The 26,295-nt window shown below is 65.1% G+C and carries 23 protein-coding genes; 22 read left to right on the forward strand and 1 reads right to left on the reverse strand.

The window, feature by feature from the left end:
* Positions 1 to 7 precede the first annotated feature (7 nt).
* The 8 genes from flgK to rfbD all read left to right on the forward strand — a co-directional run bounded on the left by flgK (position 8) and on the right by rfbD (position 6,875).
* Positions 8 to 1,432, forward strand: coding sequence for a flagellar hook-associated protein FlgK (gene flgK, locus QME70_06720; GenBank protein MDI6894286.1), 1,425 nt, complete (start codon positions 8 to 10; stop codon positions 1,430 to 1,432).
* Positions 1,433 to 1,568: 136 nt separating this feature from the next.
* Positions 1,569 to 2,459: a flagellar hook-associated protein FlgL gene (flgL, locus tag QME70_06725; GenBank protein ID MDI6894287.1), complete on the forward strand. Its 891-nt coding sequence runs from the start codon at positions 1,569 to 1,571 to the stop codon at positions 2,457 to 2,459.
* A 172-nt stretch (positions 2,460 to 2,631) separates the two neighbouring features.
* A complete protein-coding gene (locus QME70_06730; GenBank protein ID MDI6894288.1) occupies positions 2,632 to 3,174 on the forward strand; it encodes a flagellar assembly protein FliW in 543 nt (180 codons plus the stop codon).
* Positions 3,114 to 3,398 (forward strand): carbon storage regulator CsrA, encoded by a 285-nt coding sequence (gene csrA / locus QME70_06735; protein MDI6894289.1) that lies wholly within the window; start codon positions 3,114 to 3,116, stop codon positions 3,396 to 3,398. Before QME70_06730 ends, csrA begins: the two co-directional genes overlap by 61 nt.
* On the forward strand, positions 3,395 to 4,420 hold the full coding sequence (gene rfbB / locus QME70_06740; GenBank protein MDI6894290.1) for a dTDP-glucose 4,6-dehydratase: 1,026 nt from the start codon (positions 3,395 to 3,397) through the stop codon (positions 4,418 to 4,420). The genes csrA and rfbB overlap by 4 nt, the downstream gene beginning before the upstream one ends.
* Positions 4,417 to 5,484: a glucose-1-phosphate thymidylyltransferase gene (locus tag QME70_06745; GenBank protein MDI6894291.1), complete on the forward strand. Its 1,068-nt coding sequence runs from the start codon at positions 4,417 to 4,419 to the stop codon at positions 5,482 to 5,484. Before rfbB ends, QME70_06745 begins: the two co-directional genes overlap by 4 nt.
* A gap of 59 nt (positions 5,485 to 5,543) precedes the next feature.
* Positions 5,544 to 5,999: a dTDP-4-dehydrorhamnose 3,5-epimerase family protein gene (locus tag QME70_06750; GenBank protein MDI6894292.1), complete on the forward strand. Its 456-nt coding sequence runs from the start codon at positions 5,544 to 5,546 to the stop codon at positions 5,997 to 5,999.
* 9 nt (positions 6,000 to 6,008) lie between these two features.
* Positions 6,009 to 6,875 (forward strand): dTDP-4-dehydrorhamnose reductase, encoded by an 867-nt coding sequence (gene rfbD, locus QME70_06755; GenBank protein ID MDI6894293.1) that lies wholly within the window; start codon positions 6,009 to 6,011, stop codon positions 6,873 to 6,875.
* On the opposite strand, the gene QME70_06760 is transcribed toward rfbD, so the two are convergent.
* The gene (locus QME70_06760; protein MDI6894294.1) at positions 6,840 to 8,090 is read right to left on the reverse strand and encodes a glycosyltransferase family 2 protein; all 1,251 of its coding nucleotides are present in this window, start codon (positions 8,088 to 8,090) and stop codon (positions 6,840 to 6,842) included. The genes rfbD and QME70_06760 overlap by 36 nt on opposite strands.
* Before the next feature lie 60 nt (positions 8,091 to 8,150).
* Between QME70_06760 and QME70_06765 the strand changes: the two genes are divergently transcribed.
* The 14 genes from QME70_06765 (at position 8,151) to prfB (ending at position 26,202) form a co-directional block, all read left to right on the forward strand.
* On the forward strand, positions 8,151 to 10,112 hold the full coding sequence (locus QME70_06765) for a glycosyltransferase (GenBank protein ID MDI6894295.1): 1,962 nt from the start codon (positions 8,151 to 8,153) through the stop codon (positions 10,110 to 10,112).
* 139 nt (positions 10,113 to 10,251) lie between these two features.
* Positions 10,252 to 11,070, forward strand: coding sequence for a flagellin (locus QME70_06770; protein MDI6894296.1), 819 nt, complete (start codon positions 10,252 to 10,254; stop codon positions 11,068 to 11,070).
* A gap of 92 nt (positions 11,071 to 11,162) precedes the next feature.
* Positions 11,163 to 13,688 (forward strand): glycosyltransferase, encoded by a 2,526-nt coding sequence (locus tag QME70_06775; protein MDI6894297.1) that lies wholly within the window; start codon positions 11,163 to 11,165, stop codon positions 13,686 to 13,688.
* The gene (gene fliD, locus QME70_06780; protein ID MDI6894298.1) at positions 13,685 to 15,046 is read left to right on the forward strand and encodes a flagellar filament capping protein FliD; all 1,362 of its coding nucleotides are present in this window, start codon (positions 13,685 to 13,687) and stop codon (positions 15,044 to 15,046) included. The genes QME70_06775 and fliD overlap by 4 nt, the downstream gene beginning before the upstream one ends.
* A gap of 95 nt (positions 15,047 to 15,141) precedes the next feature.
* Entirely contained in the window at positions 15,142 to 15,537 is a 396-nt protein-coding gene (gene fliS, locus QME70_06785) for a flagellar export chaperone FliS (GenBank protein ID MDI6894299.1), read from the forward strand.
* Positions 15,538 to 15,579: 42 nt separating this feature from the next.
* Complete coding sequence (locus QME70_06790) at positions 15,580 to 16,110, forward strand: collagen-like protein (GenBank protein MDI6894300.1); 531 nt, start codon at positions 15,580 to 15,582, stop codon at positions 16,108 to 16,110.
* A 98-nt stretch (positions 16,111 to 16,208) separates the two neighbouring features.
* Positions 16,209 to 16,757 (forward strand): ribosome-associated translation inhibitor RaiA, encoded by a 549-nt coding sequence (gene raiA, locus QME70_06795; protein MDI6894301.1) that lies wholly within the window; start codon positions 16,209 to 16,211, stop codon positions 16,755 to 16,757.
* A 1-nt stretch (position 16,758) separates the two neighbouring features.
* Positions 16,759 to 18,015 carry a hypothetical protein gene (locus tag QME70_06800; protein MDI6894302.1) on the forward strand — a complete coding sequence of 419 codons (1,257 nt, stop codon included), beginning with the start codon at positions 16,759 to 16,761 and terminating at the stop codon, positions 18,013 to 18,015.
* 33 nt (positions 18,016 to 18,048) lie between these two features.
* A complete protein-coding gene (locus QME70_06805) occupies positions 18,049 to 18,690 on the forward strand; it encodes a hypothetical protein (protein MDI6894303.1) in 642 nt (213 codons plus the stop codon).
* A 212-nt stretch (positions 18,691 to 18,902) separates the two neighbouring features.
* Entirely contained in the window at positions 18,903 to 20,210 is a 1,308-nt protein-coding gene (locus QME70_06810) for an HD-GYP domain-containing protein (GenBank protein MDI6894304.1), read from the forward strand.
* The gene (locus QME70_06815) at positions 20,207 to 21,535 is read left to right on the forward strand and encodes an HD domain-containing phosphohydrolase (protein ID MDI6894305.1); all 1,329 of its coding nucleotides are present in this window, start codon (positions 20,207 to 20,209) and stop codon (positions 21,533 to 21,535) included. Before QME70_06810 ends, QME70_06815 begins: the two co-directional genes overlap by 4 nt.
* The gene (locus tag QME70_06820) at positions 21,495 to 22,058 is read left to right on the forward strand and encodes a DUF5317 domain-containing protein (GenBank protein ID MDI6894306.1); all 564 of its coding nucleotides are present in this window, start codon (positions 21,495 to 21,497) and stop codon (positions 22,056 to 22,058) included. Before QME70_06815 ends, QME70_06820 begins: the two co-directional genes overlap by 41 nt.
* A gap of 301 nt (positions 22,059 to 22,359) precedes the next feature.
* The gene (secA, locus tag QME70_06825) at positions 22,360 to 25,023 is read left to right on the forward strand and encodes a preprotein translocase subunit SecA (GenBank protein MDI6894307.1); all 2,664 of its coding nucleotides are present in this window, start codon (positions 22,360 to 22,362) and stop codon (positions 25,021 to 25,023) included.
* 50 nt (positions 25,024 to 25,073) lie between these two features.
* A protein-coding gene (gene prfB, locus QME70_06830) for a peptide chain release factor 2 (protein ID MDI6894308.1) occupies positions 25,074 to 26,202 on the forward strand; the annotation gives its coding sequence in 2 pieces (ribosomal slippage) (positions 25,074 to 25,142 and positions 25,144 to 26,202; 1,128 coding nt in all).
* Positions 26,203 to 26,295 lie beyond the last annotated feature (93 nt).

Genomic DNA, 26,295 nt, shown 5'->3' on the forward strand with positions numbered 1-26,295 from the left:
GAGGGGGGTGCCCTCCACCTTTGACGGAATACATATTGCACTCTCGGCGCTGCGGGCGCAGCAGAGGGCCCTGGAGGTGGCGGCCCACAACGTGGCCAATGCCAACACCCCCGGTTTTTCCCGCCAGCAGCCCATCCTCGAACCGGCCCGGCCCGCCCTGGCGCCCGTGCCCGGGGCTTCGTGGGGCACCTACCTGGGGCGGGGCGTCCAGCTGGCCGAGGTCCGGCGCGTGCGCGATCTCTTCCTGGACGCCCAGGTGCGCTCCGACATGCAGCTCCTGGGCCGCTGGGAGGCGCGCCGTGATGCCCTCGCCAAGGTTGAATCCATCTTCAACGAGCCCTCCGACGCCGGCCTGCGCACCGTGTTGGACGAGTTCTGGGCCAGCTGGCAGGAGCTGGCCAACAACCCCGAGAGCCTGGCCGCCCGCGCTCTGGTCCGCCAGAAGGGGCAGGCCCTGGCCGACGTCTTCCGTCATCTTTACCGGCAGTTGTGGGACCTCCAGGCTGATCTGGATCGCTCCATCGCCATCAAGGTGGACGATCTGAACGACCTGGCGCGACAGGTGGCCGGCCTCAACGAGCAGATTGCCCTGGCCTCCGCCAACCGCCAGGTCCCCAACGACTTGCTCGACCGCCGCGACCTGCTCGTCGAGCAGATGGCCCGCCTGGCCGACCTGCAGGTGCAGGTCGACGATCAGGGCGTGGCCACCGTGGCCATTGCGGGTATGGTGCTGGTCGACCGCTTCCGGGTAGGGCGCATGGAGGTCCGTCCGCAGCCGGGTTCTCCCAACCAGGGCCGGGTGGTATGGGCGGACACGGGGCTGGACGTCGACCCGGGAGGCGGGGAGCTGGGGGGGTACCTGGAGGCACGGGACCAGATCGCCCCCGGCCTGATGGCCGACCTGGACCGGCTGGCGACTTCCCTCCGCGACGAGGTCAACCGCATCCACCGCGAGGGCTACGGTTTGCTCCTGCCGGGGGAAGCGGTGCCGCCCCAGCCGCCCGGCTATAATTTCTTCGATCCCGGCGCCACGGCTGCCAACATGGGCCTGGCGTACGAGATAAGGCAGGACGTGCGCAAGATAGCCGCGTCCAGATACGGGGCGCCCGGTGACGGGGAAAACGCCCTCCGGATAGCGGGCCTGCAGCGGGAGAAGGTCGTCGACCAGGGAACCATAGATGACTTCTTCCGCTCGGTGATCGGTGCGGTGGGCGTGATGTCTCGGGAGGCAGTGCGCCTGAGCGAGAACCAGGGCGTCCTCCTGCAGCAGATCGATCACCAGCGCCAGTCGGTGATGGGTGTCTCGCTGGACGAAGAGGTGACCAACCTGGTCAGGTATCAGCACGCTTACGCGGCGGCGGCCCGGGTAATCACCACCCTGGACGAAATGCTGCGGACCCTCATCGAGGGCACCGGCCTGGCCGGCCGGTAGGCCCCCGCCGCCCTGCCGCCCCGGTGGGCGTGCCAGGGGCGCGGCGCGCGGGTGCGACGCAGTGCGTCGGGCGATGCGCAGCCGCGACGCGGCGGGCTCCGGCGAGGTGGGAAGGGGAGCGAGGGGGGAGTCAGAGGTGCGCGTAACCACGGGGATGATGATAGACGGGGTGCTGGCGGACCTGCGCAGCACCTGGTCCCGCCTGTCCCGGTACGAGCGTGAGCTGTCGTCGGGGAAGAGGCTGCTTCAACCTTCCGACGATCCGGTGGGCGTGGTGCGCTCCCTGGGCCTCCGCAGCGAGCTGAACCGGATCAACCGGTATCTGGCCAACGTGGACGATGCCCGCAGCTGGGTCGGCATGACCGATATGGCCCTGGGCCAGGCCGGCGACGTCGTCCAGAGGGTGCGCGAGCTGGCCATCTCCACTGCCGGTACCGTACCCGTATCCACCCTGCAGGCTGCCCGGGCCGAAGTTTCCCGGCTGCTCGAGCAGCTGGTTGCCATCGGCAACAGTCAGTGCGGCGACCGGTATATCTTCGCCGGCCAGCAAACCCTCACCCTGCCCTTCGCTCTCACGGGGGACCCAGGCAATCCCGTCGTCTACAGCGGTGATACGCGGCCGATATGGCGTGAGGCGGGACCTGCCACGGCCATCCAGGTGAACCGGCCCGGCAGCGGTGCGTTGCAGCAGGCGATGGTCGCGACGGCCAACTACCTGAACGCGCTCGATGCCGCCATAAGCACCGGGGACACCGTGGCAGTGGGCGTGGTCAATGACCTCGACCAGGCCCTGGACGCGATTCTGGAAGAGAGGGCCCATGTGGGTGCAGACGGACACCGGCTTGAGGCGACCCGCTCCCGATTGCAGGACAGCGTGTATGAGATCACCGCCCTGCTTTCGGAAACGGAAGACGCCGACATGGCAGAAGTCATCGTTCACCTCACCAGCACGGAGGCCGCCTACCGCGCCGCCCTCGGGGTAGGCGCCCGCATCATCCAGCCAAGCCTGCTCGATTTCCTGCGCTGACGGTTTCAGTGCAGGCAGTAGGTCGTCGCGCCCTGTACTCCGGGGCGGCAGTCCTATACGGATGAGGGAAGCGGCCCGATACAGATTGAGGATCGGTCGGCCCCCAAGCGGGGGGAGGCCCCCGCGCCGGCCGGACAGCAGCAGGATCGCTGGCTCCGTGGAGTGATTGTGGATGCGAGTGCTGACCCGGAGGTTCGGTATCCTGAAAGTCCCCGACGAACTGGTGTGGCGGTGGCCGGTGGCCATGCCCGGCTTCCCCCGCTCGCGGGAGTTTGTCCTCATCGACGACGAGAGGGTGCGCCCCTTTCTGTGGCTGCAGTCCCTCAACGAGCCCGAAGTTGCCTTCGTAGTCGTGGACACCACGATGGTCGCCCCCGGCTACGACCCGGCCCTGCCCGAGGGGGAGCTCACCTGCCTGCGCCTCAATCCTGGAGTCAGGCCGGTGCTATACGCCATAGTGACAGTGCCGGAAGACCCCCGGCAGGCGTGGGTTAACCTGCGGGCTCCCGTGGTACTCAACGCGGGTGCCCGCCTGGGGCGCCAGGTGGTTCTCTCCGACGAGCGCTATTCGTTCCGCCATCCCCTTTGGGAGGCGGTGGAAATCCTGTCCCGGCACGACCAGGGATGGTGCGACAGCCAGGGAGGGCGATTGCTGTGCTGGTCCTTGCCCGCAAGCTCCACCAGAGCATCCTTATCGGCGACACGATCCGCGTAACCGTCCTGGAAGTGCGCGACGGCCAGGTCCGCCTGGGCATCGACGCCCCCCGGGGCATCTCCGTCTTGCGCGAGGAGATCCTGCACGTCGCAGCCGCCAGCAACCGAGAGGCCTGCCTGGGGCAGGTGGGGCGGGTCGACGTGGCAGGCGACGTGGCGGAGCTCGTGCGGTGCTGCCTGTCCGGCGATCGGGAAGGGGCCGGCAGGGGGGGCGGACGCCCATGAGGGTCCTTGTGACGGGTGGCGCCGGCTTCATAGGATCGAACTTCATCCGGTACTGCCTGAGGGAGCACCCGGACTGGCAGTTGCTGAACTTCGACAAGCTGACGTATGCGGGAAACCTGGAGAACCTGGCAGGAATTGACGAGGCGCGTTACTCGTTCGTGCGGGGGGACATAGGCGATCCCGTAGCAGTCGAAGCCGTGTTCAGGCAGCGGTGCGATGCGGTGGTCAATTTCGCCGCTGAGTCACACGTCGACCGCAGCATTCTGGATTCTGCTCCGTTCATGTGCACCAACGTGCTGGGCACCCAGGTGCTGCTGGACGCGGCCCGGAATCACGGCGTCGGTGTTTTCGTTCAGATTTCTACCGACGAGGTTTACGGATCCCTCGTTGAGGGCGATCCGCCGTCTAGAGAAGACAGTCCCCTGGCGCCCAACAGCCCTTACGCGGCCAGCAAGGCTTCGGCCGACATGCTGGCCCGGGCGTGGTGGAAGACCTACCGCGTGCCGGTGATAGTTACCCGTTGCTGCAACAACTTCGGGCCCTACCAGTTCCCCGAGAAGCTCATTCCCCTCGTTATCACGAATGCCATCCAGGATCTCCCCATACCGGTCTACGGGGATGGTAGGAACATCCGGGACTGGCTCCATGTGGAGGACCATTGTGGGGCCATTGACGCCGTCATCCAGCGGGGCCGGCCGGGCGAGGTGTACAACATCGGAGCGGGGTGCGAGTTACGGAACATCGACCTGGTCCGCCAGATACTTGTCCTGCTCGGGAAGGCCGACTCTCTGGTACGATTCGTGCCCGACCGGCCCGGTCACGACCGCCGCTACGCCATCGATTTCTCCCGGATCAGGAAGGAGCTGGGATGGGTCCCCACCCGTCCCCTGGCGGAGACCCTGCGCGAGGTAATCGACTGGTACGTGGCCAACGAGGGCTGGTGGAGGCGGGTGCGGAGCGGGGCTTACCGCGATTACTACGAGGCGGTGTACGCCCGCCAGTGGGGAGGGAGGGCGAAGTGAAGGCGCTGGTCCTGGCAGGGGGAAGGGGCACGAGGTTGCGGCCACTCACCTACACCATGCCCAAGCAGCTGGTGCCGGTGGCCAACAAGCCCATCCTGCACTTCGTTATGGCCCAGGTGGCAGACGCCGGCCTCATCGATGTGGGTGTGATAATCGCACCGGAGACGGGGGATGCCATCAGGGCTTACCTCGGGGATGGTTCGCACTGGGGGCTGCGGATCGCCTACATAGTACAGGAGCGTCCCGCCGGCCTCGCCCACGCCGTCAAGACCGCGGCCCCGTTCCTTGGGACCGATCCCTTCCTCATGTTCCTGGGTGACAATCTCATCCAGGGCGGGGTGGGGGAGCTCGTGCAAGAGTTCGCAGGCGCGGAGGGAGATGCGGCCTTGCTGTTGAAAGAGGTGTCGGACCCGCGTGCCTTCGGGGTGGCGGTTGTGGACGGAAGTGGCCGGGTTACTCGCCTGGTGGAGAAGCCGCGCGACCCGCTCAGCAACCTGGCTCTGGTGGGGGTATATGCGTTTTCCGCCCGCATCCACGAGGCTGTATCCCGTATCGTACCTTCGTGGCGGGGGGAACTGGAGATCACCGATGCCATCCAGGAACTGATCGCCCTGGGTGGGAAGGTGCGGGCCCGGATGCTCGAAGGGTGGTGGCTGGACACGGGCAAGAAGGATGACCTCCTGGAGGCCAACCGGGTGGTGCTGGACCACTATGCCTCCCGGCGCATTGAGGGCGACGTGGACGCCGAAAGCCAGGTGGTGGGTCGGGTGGAGGTCGGGCAAGGAGCGTGCATCCGGCGCAGTGTGGTGAGGGGTCCGGCGGTCATAGGCCGGCAGGCGCAGGTCGAGGACTGTCTCGTGGGGCCATTCACCGCCATCGGTGACGGGAGCAAGCTCCGGGGCGTGTCCATAGAGCACTCGGTGGTCCTGGATTCGTGCGAGCTGGACGACGTGGGGCCCATCGAGGACAGTCTCATCGGCAGGAACGTGCGGGTGGTGCGGGCCAACAGCCGGCACCGCGCACTCCGGCTCTTTCTGGGCGATGAAGCTCATGTGGCTGTGTGAGGGAATCGGCGCGCCGGGTCCCGCCACGCCGCCGGGGCATCCAGCGGAGGGAAGGCGGAATGATAGCAGGGGTTAAGGTCAAGCACTTGATCCGTCACCCGGACGACCGCGGATTCTTCCAGGAGATAGTGCGGGCCGATGAAGATCTGCTGCCCCGATTTGGCCAGCTTTCCATGGCCAAGACGTACCCGGGGGTGATCAAGGCCTTCCACTATCATGAGAAGCAGGACGACGTCTGGTTCTTTCCCGTGGGCAATGCCCAGGTGGTGCTGCACGACATCAGGCAGAATTCAGAGACGTATCGGGAAACCAACGTCTTCTACATGGGAGAGGATAACCCCACCGTCCTGTTCATACCTGCTGGCGTGGCTCACGGATACCGGACCCTGGGTGAGGTGCCGGCTCTCATCATTTACGTGACCACCGAGCCATACGACCGTGGGGATCCGGACGAAAAGAGGATCGCGTACGACGACCCGCAAATCGGGTTCGACTGGTCGACCAGGATGAGGTAGGGATTGTGCTTGGATAGGGTGACGGTGACGGGCGCGGGCGGTATGCTCGGTCGGGCGGTGGTGGCCGCGTTCCACGATGCGGGCTTTGAGGTTATCCCGCTGGATCACGCTGCTCTCGACGTGACCGACGTTGGTGCTGTTCGAAGGGTAACCGCTGAAGTGAGACCGCGCCTGGTGATCAACTGTGCCGCCTACACCGACGTAGATCGAGCGGAATCGGAGCCCGAGAAGGCCATGACCGTAAATGCCCTTGGGCCGCAAAACCTGGCCACCGCCAGTCTGGATCTCGGTGTGGAGCTGGTTCACATCAGCACCGACTACGTTTTTTCGGGCAGCAAGGGAGAGCCGTATAATGTGCGGGACCCCTGTGACCCAATCAACGCGTATGGCAAGAGCAAGGCCTGCGGGGAAAACTACGTCCGATCTCTCCTCAAGTGTTCTTACATCGTGCGTACGAGCTGGCTCTTTGGCCCGGGCGGGCGCAACTTTGTTGATACCGTCCTGGAACTGGGCCGTGACCGGGAACTAATCCCCGTGGTGGACGACCAGCGGGGGTGCCCCACATTCACAGAGGACCTGGCCAGTGCCCTTGTGGAGCTGGTCCGCACCAGGGCTTACGGCACCTACCACATCACCAATTCGGGGTCCGCGACCTGGTACCAGCTGGCCTGCCTGGCCGTCCGCCTTGCCGGCCTCCGGGTCAAGGTGGTGCCGGCGTCAAGCGATGCGTTTTCCCGACCGGCTCGCAGGCCGCGCAACTCCGTGCTTGACCCGTTTCCGCTCAAGGAGACCGTTGGCCACCTGCTTCCCCGCTGGGAAGACGCCGTCAGCCGGTACCTCTTACGCCGGTTTGCGACCGGAGCGGTCGAGGGCTAACACCCTGTAACCCCAACTTTCGACCCGCCGACCCATGCGTTCCTCCCAGTTTTCTGTGAGGAAGATATCCGCGACTGGACCTGCCAGTTCCGGCCGGAGGAGAAAGGCATCCGGGCCCTTGACCGCACCGACGTAGGGGGCCAGGGTAAGGTTGGCCAGAAGCTCGACCAATAAGCCGCCGTCCACGCTGCCCGGCCTGCCCCAGAACAGGACTCCATCGCATGCGCTGGAGATCTTCGAGAGGGTGGCACCCAGATTCCTGGCGGGCGGACTCTCGTCGAGGACGATCAGCTTCATTTGCGGGAAATGCCCGCCGGCGACCTGGCCCCGATGGGTGTCCGCGGAGGCGGAGCCCGCGGGAACTACCACCGGGACCGCTCGCAAATGATCGATGGACTTGCTCAGAGTACCTTGGTGCTCTTCGTAGCGCACCACCAGGCCGTCTTCGACATAGATGCGAGTTTCGTCCGGGGGTATGCGACCGAGCCATCTCGAGTTCAGAATCTCGAGGTTCTCCCTCGACTTGCGGAATCGCTCCGGTCCGCTGATGGACTCGTGGTGGATGAGTTTGGCGCGGGGGGTATAGATCACCCGGTGGCCCTCTTGTCGGACCCGAAAGCAGAGGTCGACATCCTCGTAGCCGTTGTAGTATCGCTCATCGAAGCCACCCAGTTCGGAGAACAGGTCTTTCGGGATGAGGAGACAGGCTCCGGTTACCGCCTGCAGATCACGTTGCCTGTTTACCAGTGGATCCAGCCCGTCAAATCGATAGTAGAGGTGGTAGGGGTGGAGTTGCCCGGTTATGGGGTCTAGGCCTACCACGACTCCGGCATGCTGAACGGTATCATCGGGAAACAACAGCTTGCAGCCTACTGCTCCGATTTGTGGCTCCGCCGCAGCTACTGCGAGGAGGTTGTTCAGCCAGCCTGGCAGGGGTTCGGTATCGTTGTTCAGAAAAAGCAGCAACCTGCCCTGTGCTACTTCTGCGCCTGCGTTGCAGGCTCGGGCGAATCCCTGGTTGAGCGGGTTGAGGAGAAGCCTAACGTCGCCCTCCAGGCTCTTGAGGAAGCCACGCGTGGCGTCGGTCGATCCGTTATCCACGATAATTACCTCGTAGAGATCGCCCGGAGTGTATGTTGCCAACGCCTCAAGGCAGCGTCTGGTGTAGTTGACCTTGTTATAGGTAGGGATGATAATCGAGACCTCGTACTTCACGTGTTTCCCCTTGCACTATATCGTCTCCTACGCCCGGGCCGATACTGACAGGGGTGATAGATGGTGGAGGCTGCCTACTACGGGAGTAGCAGGCCGGAAGTACGAAGGTTGGTGCCCAGCCATGCCAGATGCATACTCGATGTGGGTTGCGGGTGGGGACGGGTGGGAGCCGAGTTGAAAGCGTCCGTTCCGGGCCGTGAGGTCACGGGCGTGGAAGTGGTTCCCCAGGTGGCGGAGGTCGCAGCCCAGGCACTGGACCGTGTTCTCGTGGGAGATGTGGAGGACGTGGTTGACCGGCTGCCCCGGCGGCATTTCGACTGTGTGATCCTGGCAGATATCCTCGAGCACCTGCGAGATCCCTGGCTAACCCTGAAAAGACTGGGTGAGGCTATGCAGCCGGGGGCGGCTTTTGTGGCAAGCGTACCCAACATATCCCACTGGTCGATAATCCGGGGGCTCATTGAGGGGGAATGGCATTACCAGGATGAAGGGCTTCTGGATCGCACCCATCTCCGGTTTTTCACAAAAAGCACGATCAGGGACATGTTCGAGCAGGCGGGATGGAGGGTGCTGCGCGTCGAGGCAGTTTCAAAACAGGAGGGCGGTGGCGTGCCGCCTTCCTGGGTGGAGGAACTGCAACGCGCTGGAGTGAGAGCTCACCGTTTGGTGCAGGAAGCCTACGACTACCAGTACCTGATCCTGGGTTGCTATCCTGGCGATGCTTCGTGTCCTCTGCCCCGCGAGCTGGCCAGCATCGTCTTGCCGTGTTGCAACGGGGTCGGCTACACCCGGGCCTGTATCGAAAGTATCTTCGCCCACACCGACTGGCCCTTTGAACTGATAGTGGTGGACAACGGATCCAGGGACGGAACCGCCCGCTACCTCTGCGACCTGGCTGCTACTTATGAGAATGTGCGGGTGGTGACGAACAAGGACAACCTGGGCTTCGGGGTCGGGTGTAACCAGGGCATGGCCCTTGCGCGGGGCGAGTACGCGGTGCTGTTGAACAACGATACGGTTGTGACAGAAGGCTGGTTGCCGCGGCTTATCGCCCATGCCCAGGCCGATTCCCAGACAGGCATAGTCGGGCCTCGCTCGAACTGGGTGGCGGGATTACAGCTTGTTGCCCGGACCTCTTACGGGTCCGATCTCGCCGGGCTGGCTGACTTTGCGCACAGGTGGCAGAGAACGAATTACGGTCGGCGGCGATACGTGGACAGGATTACCGGCCTGTGCATGCTCGTTAAGCGAGAGGTTCTCCAGAGGCTGGGCGGATTTGACCCGCGTTTCGGAATCGGTAACTTCGAGGACGACGACTACTGCTTGCGGGCCCGGATGGCCGGATACAGCGTCTCCATCGCGGATGACGTCTTCATCCACCACTTCGGGCATCAGACCTTCATCGGCCAGAGGGTGGATTACAGCGCGCTCATGCAGCGCAACTGGCAGCGTTTCTGCCGAAAGTGGGGAATCGACCCCGCCTCACCACCCGGATGCTGCGCGGACGAGATCCTGTCACGGGCCGATCAGGAACTCCTGTACGTTCCCCTGGATTTGAGGCAGGCCCTGAGGTCCAACGGAGAGCCCCTGCCCTTGTGGCCACGGGACGCCTTCAGCTTTCTGGTGTTCCCGGATTGGTCCGACCCCTCCTCGCGGTGGCCTGTGATCTTGCGCAGTTTCTGTCGTGCGTTTGCGCCGGAGGATCGCGTTTGTCTGGTGCTCCGGGCGGACCCGACCGAGGTAGAATCCATGAAGTCGGTCGTCCGGGCCGTAACCGAGGAGATAGAGCATGCGGGTTTTGAGCCCAACCAGATCGCCGACGTTGTCATTTGCGACGACGGGCTCGGGTGGGAAGACTTGTGCCGGGCGTTCCGGGCCGCCTCCGCGTACGTACCATCGGGGGAGCTGGAAGAGGGCCTGCACAGGTACCAGGCTGCGCTTTATGGACTGCCCGAACCGCCCGGCGTTTCCCCGGACGCGTTGCGGCAGATGATACCGCCCGAGCTCCTGTCTTGCGCTTAACCCAGCACGGTTTTCACCCGATCACTAACCTGGAGTGCGCACTACCTTCCGTGCCGGGCGGCCACCGGCCGGAGCTGGGAGCGGGCGCGGAGACAGGGAAGTCCCGCCAACATTCAGGGAGGACGCTGAGGACATGGGTCTGAGAATCAACAGCAACATCGAGGCCCTCAACGCCCACAGGCATCTGACCACCGTATCCGCTCGACTCGCGAAATCGATGGAGCGCCTGTCGTCGGGCATGCGCATCAACCGGGCCTCGGATGACGCCGCGGGGCTGGCCATCGCGGAGAAGGTCTTGAGCCAGGTGAACGGCCTTAACCAGGCCAGCAGGAACGCCCAGGACGCCATCTCGCTGGTGCAGACGGCTGAGGGTGCCCTACAGGAGTCGCACGGTATCCTGCAACGGATGCGAGAGCTCGCAGTACAGGCTGCCAATGACACGCTCACCGACAGCGACAGGCAGGCCATTCAGGAGGAGATCACCAACCTTCTGGCGGAAATCGACCGCATAGCCGGCACTACCGAGTTCAACACCAGGAAGCTGCTCAACGGGTCGGTGGCCACGACCGCCTTGAGTTTCCAGGTGGGCGCCAACGCCAACCAGATCGTCACACTCACGATCGCTACGGCCGACAGCGCCGCGATGACACTTACTGGCCTCGACGTGAGCACTGCAGAGAATGCAAGCCAGGCCATAGTGAGCCTGGACGATGCTATCGAGTTCGTGTCCAACGTGCGGGCCAACCTGGGTGCCATGCAGAACAGGCTGGAGCATACCATTGCCAACCTGGGCGTGGCTTCCGAGAACCTGCAGGCCGCCCACTCACGCATTCGCGACGTCGATATGGCGGCAGAGATGATGGACTACACCAAGTTGCAGATCCTGCAGCAGGCGGGTACGGCCATGCTGGCTCAGGCCAACCTGGCTCCTCAGGCGGTGCTGAAGCTGCTCGGTTAGCGTCTAGGGGTCGCGGTGGCCTGAGAGTCTGTCAGGTCCTGTGGTGGCCGGCCGGCACCGCCGGCCGGCCACAACTATGGGAGGGCGGGGCAGTGCGGGTAGCGTACCTTACGGAGAAGGATGCGGCGGAGGAGTCCCTGGGGTCCGTGGTACTTGCTCAGTGCGCCGTGCTCGCTGCCCGGGGGCATCAGGTCCTGGTGGTTACGATGGGTGGTCAGCCCGCGTGGGCTCCGCCCGGTGTGGAATGGCACAAAGTGGAACGCCTGGTCTCCGCGCCGGTCCTTGAGCTTCTCGCCGGGTGCGATGCCGTGGTTGCCACGCATCATTCGCATGTGGCCGTCGCAACTGACGTGGGGACCGCGGCGCCTTTCCTTTTCGTGTCCTTCGATGCTTCTCCGGTCAACGGGCTGGCCGCCCGGGCAAAGCTGATAGAAGCGCTGAGAGGCGCACCGGTGGCGGTGTTGACAACTTCGGGTCTGGTTGCCTCCTATATCGGAGGCGCAGGCGGGGGCGGCCCCGTGTACGTCTGCGCAGTGAATGGTGCAGGGGTGCACGGCGGTCCGTTGGAGCTTGACGGTGAGACACTTGAGCGGGCGCTTCTCCGGGGGCTTGCTTGGCACCGGAGCCGTGTTCCCCGGACTTCAACTCTGGGTTTGGCCATGATCGTCCGTGACGAGGAAGAGAATGTGCGCCAGTGCCTGGCGACCGTAAAGCCGGTCGTGGACGAGATGGTGGTGGTGGATACCGGTTCGCGCGACAACACGGTCGCCGTGGCGGAGCAGATGGGCGCCAAGGTGGTGAAGCAGGAGTGGCGGGACGACTTCGCGGAAGCCCGCAACGTTTCTCTAGAACACCTTTCGACGGATTGGGTGCTCGTGCTGGATGCCGATGAGCGGCTGGCGCAATCCTCTCAGTCGGCCATTCGCAGGGCGATTCTGAATCCGGTGGTAGATGCTTTCCTGGTGGACATCATTAACGTGACCGGGGAAGTCCTGATCTCGGGAGCTTTGGCCCACAGCTCCGCAAGGCTGTTCCGCCGGCGCCCTGAGTACAGGTATGAGGGGTACTTGCACGAGCAAATCGCCCCGTGTATCGCCAGAACTGGCGGTCACGTTAGGCCGTTGCCCGGGGCATCGATCCTCCACTACGGTTACTTGGGAGCCGTGGTGGCGGCCCGCGACAAGAGCGAGCGCAACATGGCCATCGTTCGCCGACAGGTGGAGGAAGACCCACGCAATGGCTTTGCTCACTTCAACTTGGGGATGGAATACGTACGCCGGGGTGACCGTCAGAGGGCGATCAAGGCGTTTCAGCGGTCATTCCGCCTCCTGCCTGGCCTTAACGTGTCGTATGCCCCTGTCTTGCTGAAAAACCTGGCGGCCTGCCTGTTGGAAGACCAAAGGCACGAGGAAGCCCTGGCTCTTCTGGAGTTGGGCGAGCAGGTTTATCCGGACTATGTTGACCTTGCTTTGCTGCGGGGTATCGGCCTCAACCGTAGCCGACGTTATCGGGAAGCTCTAACCGTCTTGGAGGCGTGCGTTGAGAAGGGAGAGGCTCCCGCTTTCTACATGACGCAGGTAGGTGCGGGGAGCTTTCTGGCTCGCATGGCGATGGTGGAAAGCTACCTGGGGTTGGGCCGGTTTGACGAGGCTGCCGAAAGCTACAGGCTGGCAGCCAGGGAAATGGTCGAGCGACTGGGAGGCGCCGTGGCCTCAGCTTTGGCTAAGCACGCACCTGGCGCAGCGGCTCTCTGGGAGACCGCCGAGCACAGGGTGGAAAATGGCGACATCGCGGGAGCCGTGAAAGCATACCGCCAGCTGATGGATCCCGAAGTCCGGCGAGAGTTGCTGCCGACCCAGCTGGTCCCTCTCTGGCAGCGCAAGACCCTCCTCGAGGTGCTGGCCGGTGACCTTGATGCGGCGTACGAAGACATCCGCCTGCTGCAGGGCATCAACGCCAATGCTGCGGAAGCATGTCGGCTGCTGGTCGATGTGGTGGCCGAGAGCGACTCAACCGGTGATAAAGTGCTGCCTTTAGCCGGTAACGGAGGGGGCGCCGCCGACCCCGCCCACCCGGGGCACGTTGGCAGCAGGCTCTCCTGGCATGACGTAGCTGTTCCGCTGACCACGTTGCTGGACGCGGGGCGGGAGATGTGGTTTGCCAGGGCGTGCGAGTGGCTGGCCTCGGGGCCTGTGGAGGAGGCCGAGTTGGATCTGGAACTGGGCAAGCTCCTATTTCAGCGGGGCTGGTACGATGCGGCCGCCCGGCATCTTCTGGCCAGTGTCCGTGCCGGAGCCACTGACGCTGTCGCGCTCGGGCAGATGGGGGAGCTGGCTGCCCGAGGGGGGTTGCCGGCGGATGCACGGGCCTTCTACCGGCAGGCCATCAGGCTATCACCGAAGGTGCCCCGATACTGGGTTTCCCTGGCCGCCTCCTATCACGCGGCGGGCAATGATCGCGCGGGACTGCGGGTGCTCGACCTGGCGCGCCGCTGCACCGGGGGCGAGATTATCGAGGCTACTCGCATGGCGTTGGAGATCAGCAGTCGCTTGCGTTCAGATGGCCAGCACGCGCGTGGCCCTGCGTGCGGGAGTTTTTCGGGGGGGTGGCATCCATGAGCGTTCCGATCTTCAGTGTGTCGGGGCTGGCGACGGGGCTTGATTGGCGGAAGATCATCGATGAGCTTATGGCCGTCGAGAGACGGCCGATCCAGGTCCTGGAGCAGCGGAGGAGCGGCCTGGAAACGGTTAAGAACGCCTGGAGCGACCTGAAGCTGGCTCTTCAGGCCGTCGATACCAAGCTGGACCCGCTCTTGCTGAGCAGCACCTTCCAGGCGCGGGTGGCGGTGTCATCCAGTGAGGCAGTGGTGAAGGGTACGGCCTCGTCAGGAGCCTCCCTGGGCACCTACGCCATAGGCGTCCAGACGCTCGCGCAGGCTCAGGTGGTGGCTTCGGCGGCGCAATCCCAGGGTGCCCTGAGCTTGGCCGGCGACATCTATATCAACGGCAAGACCATCTCAGTGGTGACGACGGACGGGGTGGCCAGCATCCGGGACAAAATCAACGCCACGGCTGGAGTGGGTGTCACCGCTTCCGTGGTAGACACCATTGTGAGCGGCGTCACCAAGAGTATCCTGGTGCTGAAGAGCAACACCACGGGCACAGCCGGGGCCATGACCCTGTCCGAGGATGCCAACCAGGTCTTGACCAACCTGGGTGTACTGGTCAGCGGCAGCCCCAATGTTCAGGTGGCGGCGCAGGATGCCGAGCTCACAGTGGATGGCGTGGCCATAACCAGCGGGAGCAATACGGTAACCACCGCCGTGCCGGGGGTCACGCTGGAGCTTAAGGGTACCGGCTCAGCCACGCTGGAAGTGAAGGCCGATGTGGACAGCATGGTGGGCAAGATCAAGGACTTCGTGAACGCATACAACGGCGCCCTGTCTAAGCTGCGGATGTACCTCGCGAACGAGCCCAAGAGCGCAGGCCCTTTGGGAGGAGACCCCACCGCCCAGGGGATGGAGCGCCAGTTGCGTCAGCTGGCGTATGACTCGGTTTCCGGATTGCCTGCCGATATGGACAGCCTGTACGACATCGGCATCTCCACCTCGGACAAAACGGGGGCTCTCGCCATCGACGAGACCAAGCTCGGTGAAGCCCTGTCTGCCCGCGCGGGCGACGTGGCGAACCTCTTCTACTCGTCCGATCAAGCAGTGAAGAGCGTGGCGGAGAGACTCCGCGATGCCTTCCGGTTGTGGGTGCAGGCCGGTACCGGGGTTATCCCCACCCGGGAGTCCGGCCTGGACGATCTCATCGAGGACATGGCGGATCGCATGGAGGTCCTCGAGGAGCGTCTCAAGTTGCGGGAGCAAAGCCTGGTAGACCGGTTCGTCAACCTGGAGCGGAGCATGGCCGTGTTGCAGAGCCAGTCGGCCTGGCTGGAGCAGAAGCTGGCCGCCCTGCAGCCGGTGGAGTGAGCGGGCCCGGTGAGGGCAGGGGCTCCGCGAGTCCGACGCCGGCGGGACTGATGGGATGGCGAGGTGCGTCGACTGACGGCGAGGGAGGGAGACCGGTGAGCGTTTCCACGGTGCAGGAGGGGAGCAGATACTACCGGCAGACGCAGGTGCAGACCGCGAGTCCGGCCAAGCTGGTGTGGCTGATGCTGGACGGGGCGGCCCGCTTCAGCGCCCAGGCCCAGAAAGCAGCGCAGGCGGGAGATCTGGAGGAAGCGCACCGCAATATAGTACGGGTCCAGGACATCGTGGACGAGCTGGACTGCTCGCTCGACATGCGCGCCGGCGAAGTGGCCCAGGCGCTGGAGCGGGTATACGCCTTCGCGCGGAGCCGACTGGTGGAGGCCAACCTGCGCAAAGATCCGGAGTTGCTGGGTGTCCTCCGGGGGATGTTCGAAGAGTTACGGGCCACCTGGGAGCGGGCCATGCGCGCTGCACCTGCTGCGACGGTGTAGCCGCTGCTCAGGCGGTTGGGACGGCGTCCGGCGGGAGGCGAGGTGAGAGAATTGCCCGTGATGCGCGGGGAGCTGGTGCGTTACCGGCGTCTGCTGGAACTGGCGCGGGCGCAGCGGGACGCCGTCCTGGGCGGGCGCTTCGCCGATCTTCCTCAGATCCTCGCTGAGAGGCAGTCTCTCCTGCATGACCTTTCCGCCGTGGGTCGGGCCAGGGGGGTCGCAGGGGCCGGCGAGGTCGAACCGGGCGAGGCAGGAGCGGCTGGAGAGGTCGGGCAGGCCGGGGACACCGGAGAACCGGGAGAGGCACGAGCGGGCGGAGAGACCGGCCAGGCCGGGGACGCCGGTGAGGCCGGGGAAGCCGGGGACGACGGGGTCGAGCTGCCAGAGGAAGCGCGCGAGCTTCTTCGGGCCGTTCTGGAAGTGGATCGGGAGTGCCACGGTCTGGTATTGGAACGGTTGAAGCATGTGGAAGGGGATCTGGCGACCACCCGGGCGGCCCTGCAGGGTAGCCGGGCGTACCGGCTGTCCCTGGAGGCGGGCCGGGTCTCCCGGATACTCGACGAGGTGAAGTGACAGTCGCCGGGGCGGGGTCCCGCAGGACGGGCCGGGAGGAATCGGGTACCGGCCCGCTAATACTACTTATTGAGGGTGGGCGGGAAAGGGGAACAGGCATGGAGATCACGGTACGGGGGAAGAACCTGGAGGTCACTCCGGCACTGCGCCAGTATGCAGAGAAGCGGATGTCCAAGATCGAGCGGTTCTTCGACGACGTCCCCGTCAGCGCACACGCGGTGATCAGCACGGAGAGGGGCCGGTACATCGTCGAAGTTACGCTCTCCGTGAATGGCATCCTCCTGCGGGGGGAAGAATCGACGGGTGACGCCTTCGCCTCCATGGATCTGGTCCTGGAGAAACTCGAGAAGCAGATCGAGAAGTTCAAGACGCGCATCACCAGGCGGCTGCGGATGGCCCGCAAGGCGGCCGTGCGGGAGGAGATGCCGGCGCCCGTAGCCGGACCCGCCGAGGAGGAAGGTGATCGGCCTCGGGTCGTTCGGGTGAAGCGGTTCTCGTTCAAGCCCATGAGCGTGGAAGAAGCCATCCTGCAGATGGACCTGCTCGGCCACGACTTCTTCGTCTTCACCAACGCGGAAACCGATCAGGTAAGCGTGGTCTACCGGCGTCGCGACGGTGACTACGGTTTGATAGAGCCGGAGTTCTGACGTGGGCCTCCTCCACCAGCCCGTCTCGGTGGTGATCTTCGAAGGGGGGCGCCCGCGCTCCTCCATCGAGGAGGAGATGGCTGCCGCCCGCACGGCGGTGGTCCTGGACACCATCGAGACGATCGGCCGGGCGGGCGAGATCGACCAGGTCATTCTGTGCACCAACTTCTCGGATCTGGCGCACGAGGCAGCGTCCCTGGGGGCGGTGGTGGATTTCAAGACCCGGAAGTTTCGCTTCGGACGCCGCCTCCTGGACATTGTTGAGCGGCACCGGTTGAGCAACGTGGTCTACCTGGGGGGCCCGGCCGCACCGCTTCTTGAAGAGGACGACTGGCGTTTTGTCGCCCGCCAGTTGCGCCAGCGCAAGAACGTGGTATTGCAGAACAACGTACAGTCGCCCGACATCATCGCTTTCACCCCCGCGCAGGCGCTGGCGGCCATCCCGGAACCGGAGTCGGACAATGAGATGGGGTTTGCTCTGAGAGACCTAGGCCTGGAGCGCATCCTGTTACCCAACTCCGCACGCGTGAACTTCGACCTGGACACCCCCACGGACATGCTCATCCTGCGTGTCACCCGCAAAGGGGGCCGGCGCACCATGCGGGTGCTGGACGGGCTGTCCTGGGATGACTCCCGCATACGCAGCGTCCAGCGGGTGATGGTCACCCCGGGCGCCGAGCTGGTGGTGGCAGGGCGCGTGGGCCCCTCGGTGGTTACCTACCTCAACATGAATATTCCCCTGCGCGTACGGCTTTTTTCCGAGGAGCGGGGCATGAAGGCGTTGGGACGGCAGCGGCGGGGCGAGGTGGTGTCCCTGCTGGGGTTCCTTTACGAGCGCGTGGGAGCCGGGGAGTTCTTTTCTCTCCTTGCCCGATGCGGTCAGGCGGTGCTGCTGGACTCCCGGGTGCTCTTTGCCCACTGGAAGAAGGACTTCAGCGACTGGGACAGGTTCCAGTCGGACCTGGGCAGGTATGATCTGGTGAAGGATGACGCCCTGGCGGAATTCACGCGCGGCGCCCTGGAGAGTCCCATCCCCGTGGTGCTGGGGGGGCATTGCCTTGTGTCAGGAGGACTCTGGCTTCTGGCCGAGACGCTGGTGGATGCACAGGCGGCCTGCCATGCTCGGGGAGCAGGTGACCTCTGGCAGACCGCAATGGGGGGTTGTGGGCATGATTGCAGTGGCCTGCCACACCCGGGGAGCGGGGGAGAAGTTCGTGGTCAGGAAAAAGAAGGAGAAGTGGCCCCCAAGGTCGAATGACGTAACCGCGGGCCAGGGTTCGGGAAGGTGGCCATGAACCCGAATTGCGAAGAACGCCGTCGGATCCTGGAGGGGTTCGTGCGGCAGCTACGCGATGTCGTGGCGGCTCGGGTTGAAATCGACGAGGCCGAGAAGGTCACCGCCATCCGGGTCCTGGCCAGGGCCGGACGGAATCCCCGCCAGATCGTGCGGGACGTCCAGTCGGCGTTGTTAGGCCGCTTCGACATGGAGGTGGGATCGGAAGCCGTATCGGTGGCTCAGTTGAGCGACGAACTGGAAGACGAGCTTTCCCCCACGCGGTTCGTCCTGCGCCGGACTGCGCGCAGCGTATCGGGTGGCGTCGGCACCGTCCAGGTGGAGATGTCTCTCGCCGATGAGGTGGTTGAGGCAGGCGCGTCGGCCTCGGCCAGCCCGGGAGCACAGGCACGTGCGGCAGCGCAGGCTGCCCTGCAGGCCGTACATACGTTGCTCGGAGCCGATCTCTTCCACCTGGTGGACGTCAGGATCGTGGAAATGGCGGGCGGCAGGCTGGCGGTTGCGGCCCTGGGGCTGCTGGGGGAGGAACAAAAGGTGTACGCGGGCTGCTGCCCCGTGCGCCTGGACGAAGCAGAAGCAGCCGCTCGTGCCACCCTGGGTGCGCTCAACCGCCATCTCACCTGGTACAGGCAGGGATAAGGTTTGCGAGGGACACCAGCACCGTACCGACTGACCTCAAGCCCAGTGCGCCCGATTGAGAGCCTGTTCGGGTGCACGGTCGCCGTGTTTGATAATGAGCCGCGTACTGAGGATCATCCTGGCGCTGGTCACGTTGATCTTCGCCGTCGGTTCGACCCACCAGTTTGGTTAAGGTGCCGGTGTCCCGCTATTTGTGTGCAGGGTGATGGTCCATGAATCTTGCCCGTACCTGTCCTAAGTTCTTCATATACGCCTGCGTGGTGTTTCTGGTGGGTGCCGTTTGCCTGGGGTACTGGGCGTTCTCCCTTACCGCCTCCGACTGGGTCCAGGTGCTGGTTTTCGCAGTTCTAGCGGCCACGGTGGAGTTGGTGCCTACCCAAATTCCGAGGGAACCGGCCACGGTCGCGCCCGGCTTCGCCGTCATCTACGCTGCACTAGTAGCGTGTGGCGTTCCCCATGCGGCTTGGGTGGCAGCCATTGGTACCCTGCGGCTCCGGGACCTCAAGGGCCAGGTGCCCTGGCCCACCGTGCTGTTCAATCGTGGGCAGCTGGCCGTGTCGGCGTGCGGAGCGGGCGTGGCCTTTATCGCGGCGGGGGGGAGCCCCGGGGCAGTGAGACTCTCCGCGGACATACCTGCGCTGTTGCTCGCAGGGTTGGTGTTCTATGTGATGAACGTGTCGTTCGTAGTGGGGGCGTCAGCCCTGTTCCGCAACGTGCGGTTCTGGGCGACGTGGAAAGCCAACTACCGCTGGGATGTCCCCAGCTTTCTGGGGCTGATACCGCTGGGCGCCGTGCTGGCAGTCCTGTACTTGCAGGTCGGGTGGATCAGCCTTGTGTTGGGCGTGCTACCGCTGATCGTGAGCAAGCAGTCGTTTCAGCGGTATGTGGATGTGCGGGAAGCGTACGTGCAGACCATGGCGGCGCTGACGTCGGCACTGGATGCGAAGGATGCGTACACGCGGGGGCACTGCGATCGGGTGTCGGAGCTGGCTATGGCCATCGGGCGGGAGCTGCACCTGCCCGAGGATAAGCTGGAGCTGCTGGCGCACGTGGGCAGGCTGCACGACGTGGGCAAGATCGGCATCAGGGACGCCGTGCTGAAGAAGCCGGGGATATTCACTCCGGGAGAGTACGGCGAGATGCAGATGCACGCGGTGCTGGGCGCGGATATCGTGGACCGGATCAGCTTGCTGGGCGAGGGGACCAAGTGGGTGATGCACCACCACGAGCGGTTTGACGGCGCCGGGTTTCCCGCCGGGTTGCAGGGAGAAGCGATTCCGCTGGGGGCACGCATCATAGCAGTGGCTGACGCCTACGATGCCCTCACCTCGGACCGGCCATACAAGAAGGCCCTTGGCCGGGAGGAGGCGCTGGCGGAGCTGCGCAGGTGTGCGGGGAGGCAGTTTGACCCGCAGCTGGTGGACGTGCTGGCGAAGGTGGTGGGGGTGGCGCCAGCCCATGCCCGCGAGGAGGCGGAGGCGCAGGCGGCGGCCACCCGGTCGGGAGGCGAGGGGCCTTGAGGTGTGCGGGCTGGTTCCGGCACCTCTGGACCATATACAGTTGGGGAGCGGTGGCAGCTTTCGGGGCTGCCACCGTCTGGCTCCGGCATGACCTCACCACGTCCCGGGTGGTGATGGTCCTTTTCCTCTCGCTCCTGGCGATGATTGCCCGCCAGTTGCCGGTGATGAAGTGGGGGCTGGTGGCCTCCGCGGAGTGGGTGGCTTACTTCGCAGGCGCTCTCTACCTGCCGCCGGTGGCGGCGGGATGGGTACCTTTTCTGACCATCTTCGGCCTGCAGGCCATCGTCGTCCTGCAGCGCCGCAACCGGTTGCCCGGCCAGGTGAGGACCCTTCTGCAGGAGGCCGCCTTTGCGGCCTCCCGCCAGGGGTTGGGATTCATGGTTGCAGTGGGGCTGCTGCGTGACGGGTGGGAGGTCCTGGCTGCGGGATGGTCCGGTGGGGCGTGGTTGGTGCTCGTCTGCTGGGCGGGCTGCGCGGGGGCGACGGGTGTGCTGGAAGCCCTCGCGGGCGCGTTGCGCTATCGGGTGAATCCGGCGCGCGAGATAACCCGGTACCTGACGGAGACAGGTCCGGCCTGGTTGCTGGCTCTACCCCTTGGCTTTGTGCTCTACGTGCTGCTGTACTTTTACGGCACCACCACGGTGGCGGCCACCCTGGTGGTGCTCCTGATCATGCTGCTACTTTATACCCTGCTGGTGTTTGCCGACGTGCAGGGGGCGTACTGGGATACCGTGCATACCCTGGTGCGGACCATGGAATCTCGCGACCAGCTCAGCCCGGGCGAGGGAGAGAGAGGAGCCTGCCTGGCCGCGGCCATGGGGCGAAAGCTCCACCTGCCGGAGGCGGACGTCCGTGCCATATACCTGGGGGCCTTGCTGCGGGACATCGGCCTGGTGGGCCTGGACGAGCGCCTGGCCGGCCACAACGGGGTCCTGCGGGCGGCCGACTACTTCCGGATGTGGGAGCACGCCCTGATCGGAGGGCAAATCCTCGATCGGCTCCCCCGCATGCAGGGGGCAGCGCTCGCCATCCGGCATCATCACGAGCGCTGGGACGGTTCCGGGTATCCCGATGGCCTGGTGGGGACGGATATCCCCCTGGAGGCCCGCCTGGTGGCCCTGGCCGATGCGTACGTGGCCATGACTTCCGACCGCCCCTTCCGGCGCGCCATGCCGGGGCCGGAGGCGTGGGAGCAGATCTCGCGCGGCGAGGGCGTTCAGTTCGATCCCCGCCTGGTGCGGCTGTTCCGGCGGGTGGTAGGGGAGGAGGCGTGCTGGGGGCGAAATGCTTTTAGGCGCCATTATATGCTCCTTTCTGGTAGCTGAGCTGCGGGGCGGACGCATCCGCAATCTGGCGCGGGCCGATTTCCGCCGGCTGGAGTGGGTGCTGGTGGCGGGGTTGATCCACGTCGGCCTGCAGGTGGCGGGAGGGCGGGGCTGGATAGCCCCGGCGTGGTGGACGGGACTCCTGAACGTCCTGGGGTACTTCCTGGCCATGTTCGCCCTGGCCTCCAACCTCCGGTTGCCGGGCATGCGACTGGTGGGGGTTGGCTTGCTCTTGAACCTGGCAGTCATAGCCGCCAACGGGGGCAGGATGCCCGTCTCGGCTGCCGCCTTGCAGGCGGTGGGGCTGGGTCGGCTTGTGCCCGCACTGGCCAGTGGGGACGTGCCCACCCATACCCTGATGGGGGACCATACCAGACTGGCTTTCCTGGGGGATGTCTTCCGCCTGCCTCCGCCCTACTGGCGCCCGTGCGCCTTCAGCCTGGGCGATGCCGTGCTGGCCGTGGGTGCATTCCTGCTCATCCAGGGTTTGATGGGTGCCGGCCGCCCCAACCGGCCCGCGTGAAGGCACCGCCCCTTCTCTTCTTTCCCGTTGATGGTATAGTGTAGGGTGGATTGTGAAGGCGCCCCCGGGTTCCGCGGCAAGGTACGGGGCGCGCCACGAGGAGGGTCACACGGGTTGCCCGGCATGAAGGTGGGTGGGCAATGGAAGGCGAGGGAGTGCGACTTACGCTTTTTCCGTGACCTCGTGATGACGGCTTTTCTGGTTGCCCCAGAGAGTGGCGAACCGTTAAGGTTTGGGTGCGGGGCGCGCGGCGCGCGGGTGGGTTGAGTTGGGGGCGGTGCGGTGCTAGAATCTGTGTGGTATGGTGAAATTCCTGACCGAACTGGTGACCGGAAATACGAACGAGCGGGAACTGCGCCGCCTTCGCCGCCTGGTCGACCGCATCAATGCTCTGGAACCGGAGGTGGAGCGTCTCAGCGACCCGGAGTTGGCCGGGCGGACGCCTGAGTTCAGGCAGCGCCTGGCCAACGGTGAGGGCCTGGATGACATCCTGCCTGAGGCCTTTGCCGTGGTGCGGGAAGCGGCGCGCCGAAGCCTGGGGCTGCGGCACTTCGACGTGCAGCTCATGGGAGGTATTGTCCTTCACGAAGGTAACATCGCCGAGATGAAGACGGGCGAGGGCAAGACCCTGGTGGCCACCCTGGCCGCCTATGTGAACGCCCTGCCCGGCGAGGGTGTGCACATCGTCACCGTCAACGACTACCTGGCCCGGCGCGACGCCGAGTGGATGGGTCCCATCTACCGCATGCTGGGTCTCACCGTGGGCGTGGTGGTGCACGGGCTGGACTTCGCCGAACGGCGGGCCGCCTACCTGGCCGACATCACGTACGGCACCAACAGCGAGTGCGGTTTCGACTACCTCCGCGACAACATGGCGCTCAGCCTCAACGAGGTGGTGCAGCGACCGCTCAACTACGCCATCGTGGACGAGGTGGACAGCATCCTCATCGACGAGGCGCGTACCCCCCTCATCATTTCCGGCCCCGGCCCCCGGCCTTCCGACCTGTACTACCGGTTCGCCCGCGTGGTCAGGTACCTCAGGGAGGGCGAGGACTACCAGGTGGACGAGAAGGCCCACTCGGTGGCCCCCACCGAGCAGGGGGTGGCCAAAGCCGAGAAGCTGGCCGGGGTTAAGAACCTGTACGCCGAGGGCACCGACCTCTCCCATTACCTGGTGAACGCCCTCAAGGCGCATGCCCTCATGAAGAGGGACCGGGACTATGTGGTCAAGGACGGCCAGGTCATCATCGTGGACGAGTTCACGGGACGCCTCATGTTCGGGCGCCGGTACTCCGACGGGCTCCACCAGGCCATCGAGGCCAAGGAAGGCCTGCGCATCCAGCGGGAAAACCAGACCATTGCCAGCATCACGCTGCAGAACTACTTCCGCATGTACCGCAAGCTGGCAGGCATGACGGGTACGGCGTTCACCGAGGCCGAGGAGTTCCGCAAGATCTACGGCATGGATGTGGTGGTCATCCCCACCCACAAGCCCATGATCCGCGCCGACCATGCCGACGTGGTGTACAAGACCGAGCGGGCCAAGTTCGAGGCGGTGGCCAACGAGATCGAGGAGTGCTACCGCGGCGGGCAGCCCGTGCTGGTGGGCACCATCTCCATCGAGAAGTCCGAGCGCCTGAGCGACATGCTCAAACGCAGAGGCATCCCCCATCAGGTGCTCAACGCCAAGCATCACGAGAAGGAAGCCCAAATCATCGCCCGGGCCGGCCACAAAGGGCAGGTCACCATCGCCACCAACATGGCCGGGCGCGGTGTGGACATCGTCCTGGGCGAAGGCGTGGTGGACCTGGGCGGCCTGCACATCGTCGGCACCGAGCGCCATGAGGCCCGCCGCATCGACAACCAGCTGCGCGGGCGCTCGGGACGGCAGGGGGATCCCGGTTCTTCGCGGTTCTACCTGTCGTTGGAGGACGACCTCATGCGTCTCTTCGGCGGCGAGATGATCTCGGGCATCATGGATCGACTGCGCATCCCCGAAGACGAGGCCATCGACCATCCTATGATTTCCCGGGCAATAGAGCGCGCCCAGAAGCGGGTGGAAGCCCACAACTTCGAAATCCGGCGCCGCGTGCTGCAGTACGACGACGTCATGAACAAGCAGCGGGAGATCATCTACCGGCAGCGGCGGCAGGTGCTGGAGGGTGTCGACCTGCGCGACCAGGTCATGGAGATGGTGGGCGAGGTCGTGGACGAGCTGGTCGGCACTTTCGTGCCGGAACGGGTGCATCCGGAGGAATGGGACCTGGAGGGCCTGGCCGCGCAACTGGCGTCCCGCCTGGGGCTGGCCGGCCTGGAGCTGGAGGGCCGTAGCCGGGAAGAGTTAGTGGATTACGTGCTCGGGGAAGCGGAGGCCCTTTACGCCCGCATCGAAGAGGCCGTGGCGACGGAGCGCATGCGGGAGTTCGAGCGGCTGGTCTTGCTGCGGGTGGTCGACTACCACTGGATGGACCACCTGGCGGCCATGGACGACCTGCGGGAGGGCATCGGCCTGCGCGCTTATGCCCAGAAGGATCCCCTCATCGAGTACCAGCTGGAAGCGTTCGAGATGTTCAATGGCATGATCCACAGCATCCGCTCCCAGGTGGTGAGTATCCTCTTCCGGGCTGGCCTGGAACAGGTGCAGGTAGCTCGGGCGGGGGCCGCAGCAGTGGGGGTTGCCGGTGCAGCTGCCGCAGGGGGTGGTGCGACGAGCGGCGGTAGGCGTGCCATGCAGGCGGCCGGAGCCGTGGCAGTGGGTGGCGCGGCGGCCGGCGGTAGATCTGCCGCCGGCAGCGGGCATGCCGCCACCGCCGGGTCCGTCGGAGGTGGGACGGCTCCCGTTCGGGGCGGGTCAGGGCGGGGAGGCTTGCCGCCCGGGAACCTGCCCAGCAAGGTGGGGCGGAACGATCCCTGCCCCTGTGGCAGCGGCAAGAAGTACAAGAAATGCTGCGGTCGCACTGCTTGAGTGCAGGCGGAACAGCAGACCCGGCGCTCAACATGAAGGGAGAGAAAAGGATGTTCGCGGAAACGGAAAAGGTGCTGGCACAAGTGAAGGAGAAGGTCGCGGAAATGGGGGATTCCCTTTGACCTGGCGGGTAAGAAGACCCGCATAGCCCAGATCCAGGAGAAGCTGGCTCAGCCCGAAGTGTGGGCTGCGCCCGAACAGGCCCAGAGCCTGGGGAGGGAACTGGGCAGCCTGCAGGGGGTGGTGGAGAGGTTCGAGGGGATGAGCCGGGAGTGCGATGACCTGGGCGAGTTGCTGGATCTGGCCGCGGCCGACGGGGACGAGGCCATGGCGCAGCAGCTCTACCGGGATGCCCTGGGACTGGCCGAGCGGGTGGATCAGCTTCAGCTGGAGCTGCTGCTGGCGGGGGCCTACGACGCCCGTAACGCCATCCTGTCCATACATGCGGGCGCCGGGGGCACCGATGCCCAGGACTGGGCCAGCATGCTCCTGCGCCTTTACACGCGGTGGGCGGAGAATCGCGGCTTCCGCCTGCAGGTGGTGGACGTTCTCCCCGGCGAAGAGGCGGGGATCAAGAACGCCACCATGGTGGTCAGCGGGCCCTTCGCATATGGTTATCTGAAGGCCGAGAAGGGTGTCCACCGGCTGGTGCGCCATTCGCCCTTCGATGCTAGCGCCCGCCGCCACACCTCCTTTGCCCTGGTGGAGGTGCTCCCCGAGATCGAGGCCGAGGAAGACGTGGAGATCGACCCGGCCGATCTCAGGATCGACACTTTCCGGTCGAGCGGGGCGGGGGGCCAGCACGTCAACAAGACGGACTCCGCGGTGCGTATCACCCACCTGCCCACGGGCATCGTGGTTACCTGCCAGAACGAGCGGTCGCAGCATGCGAACCGGCTGACCGCCATGCGGGTACTCAAGTCCAGGCTGCTTGCCCTGAAGGAACAGGAGAGGCAGAAGGAAATCGCCGTCCTCAAGGGCGCCCACCAGGAGATCGCCTGGGGCAACCAGATCCGGTCCTACGTGCTCGATCCCTATACCCTGGTCAAAGATCACCGCACCGGCCATGAGAAGGGCAACGTGCAGGCCGTCCTGGATGGAGAAATCGATGACTTCATCTACTCTTACCTCCTTCACAGCGCCCGCGCGGGCAGCAAGTTGCCGGTTGGCGGCCCTTGAGTGGTCGCCTGCAGGAGCCGTTGCCCCGTCCGGCGAAAGCGGCAGCCCGGTCCGGTAGCACCCGCGGGCGGAGCGGAGAGGCCGGCCCCTGCG

It is taken from the genome of Bacillota bacterium, from assembly GCA_030019365.1.
Taxonomy (GTDB): domain Bacteria; phylum Bacillota; class Sulfobacillia; order JACIYH01; family JACIYH01; genus JACIYH01.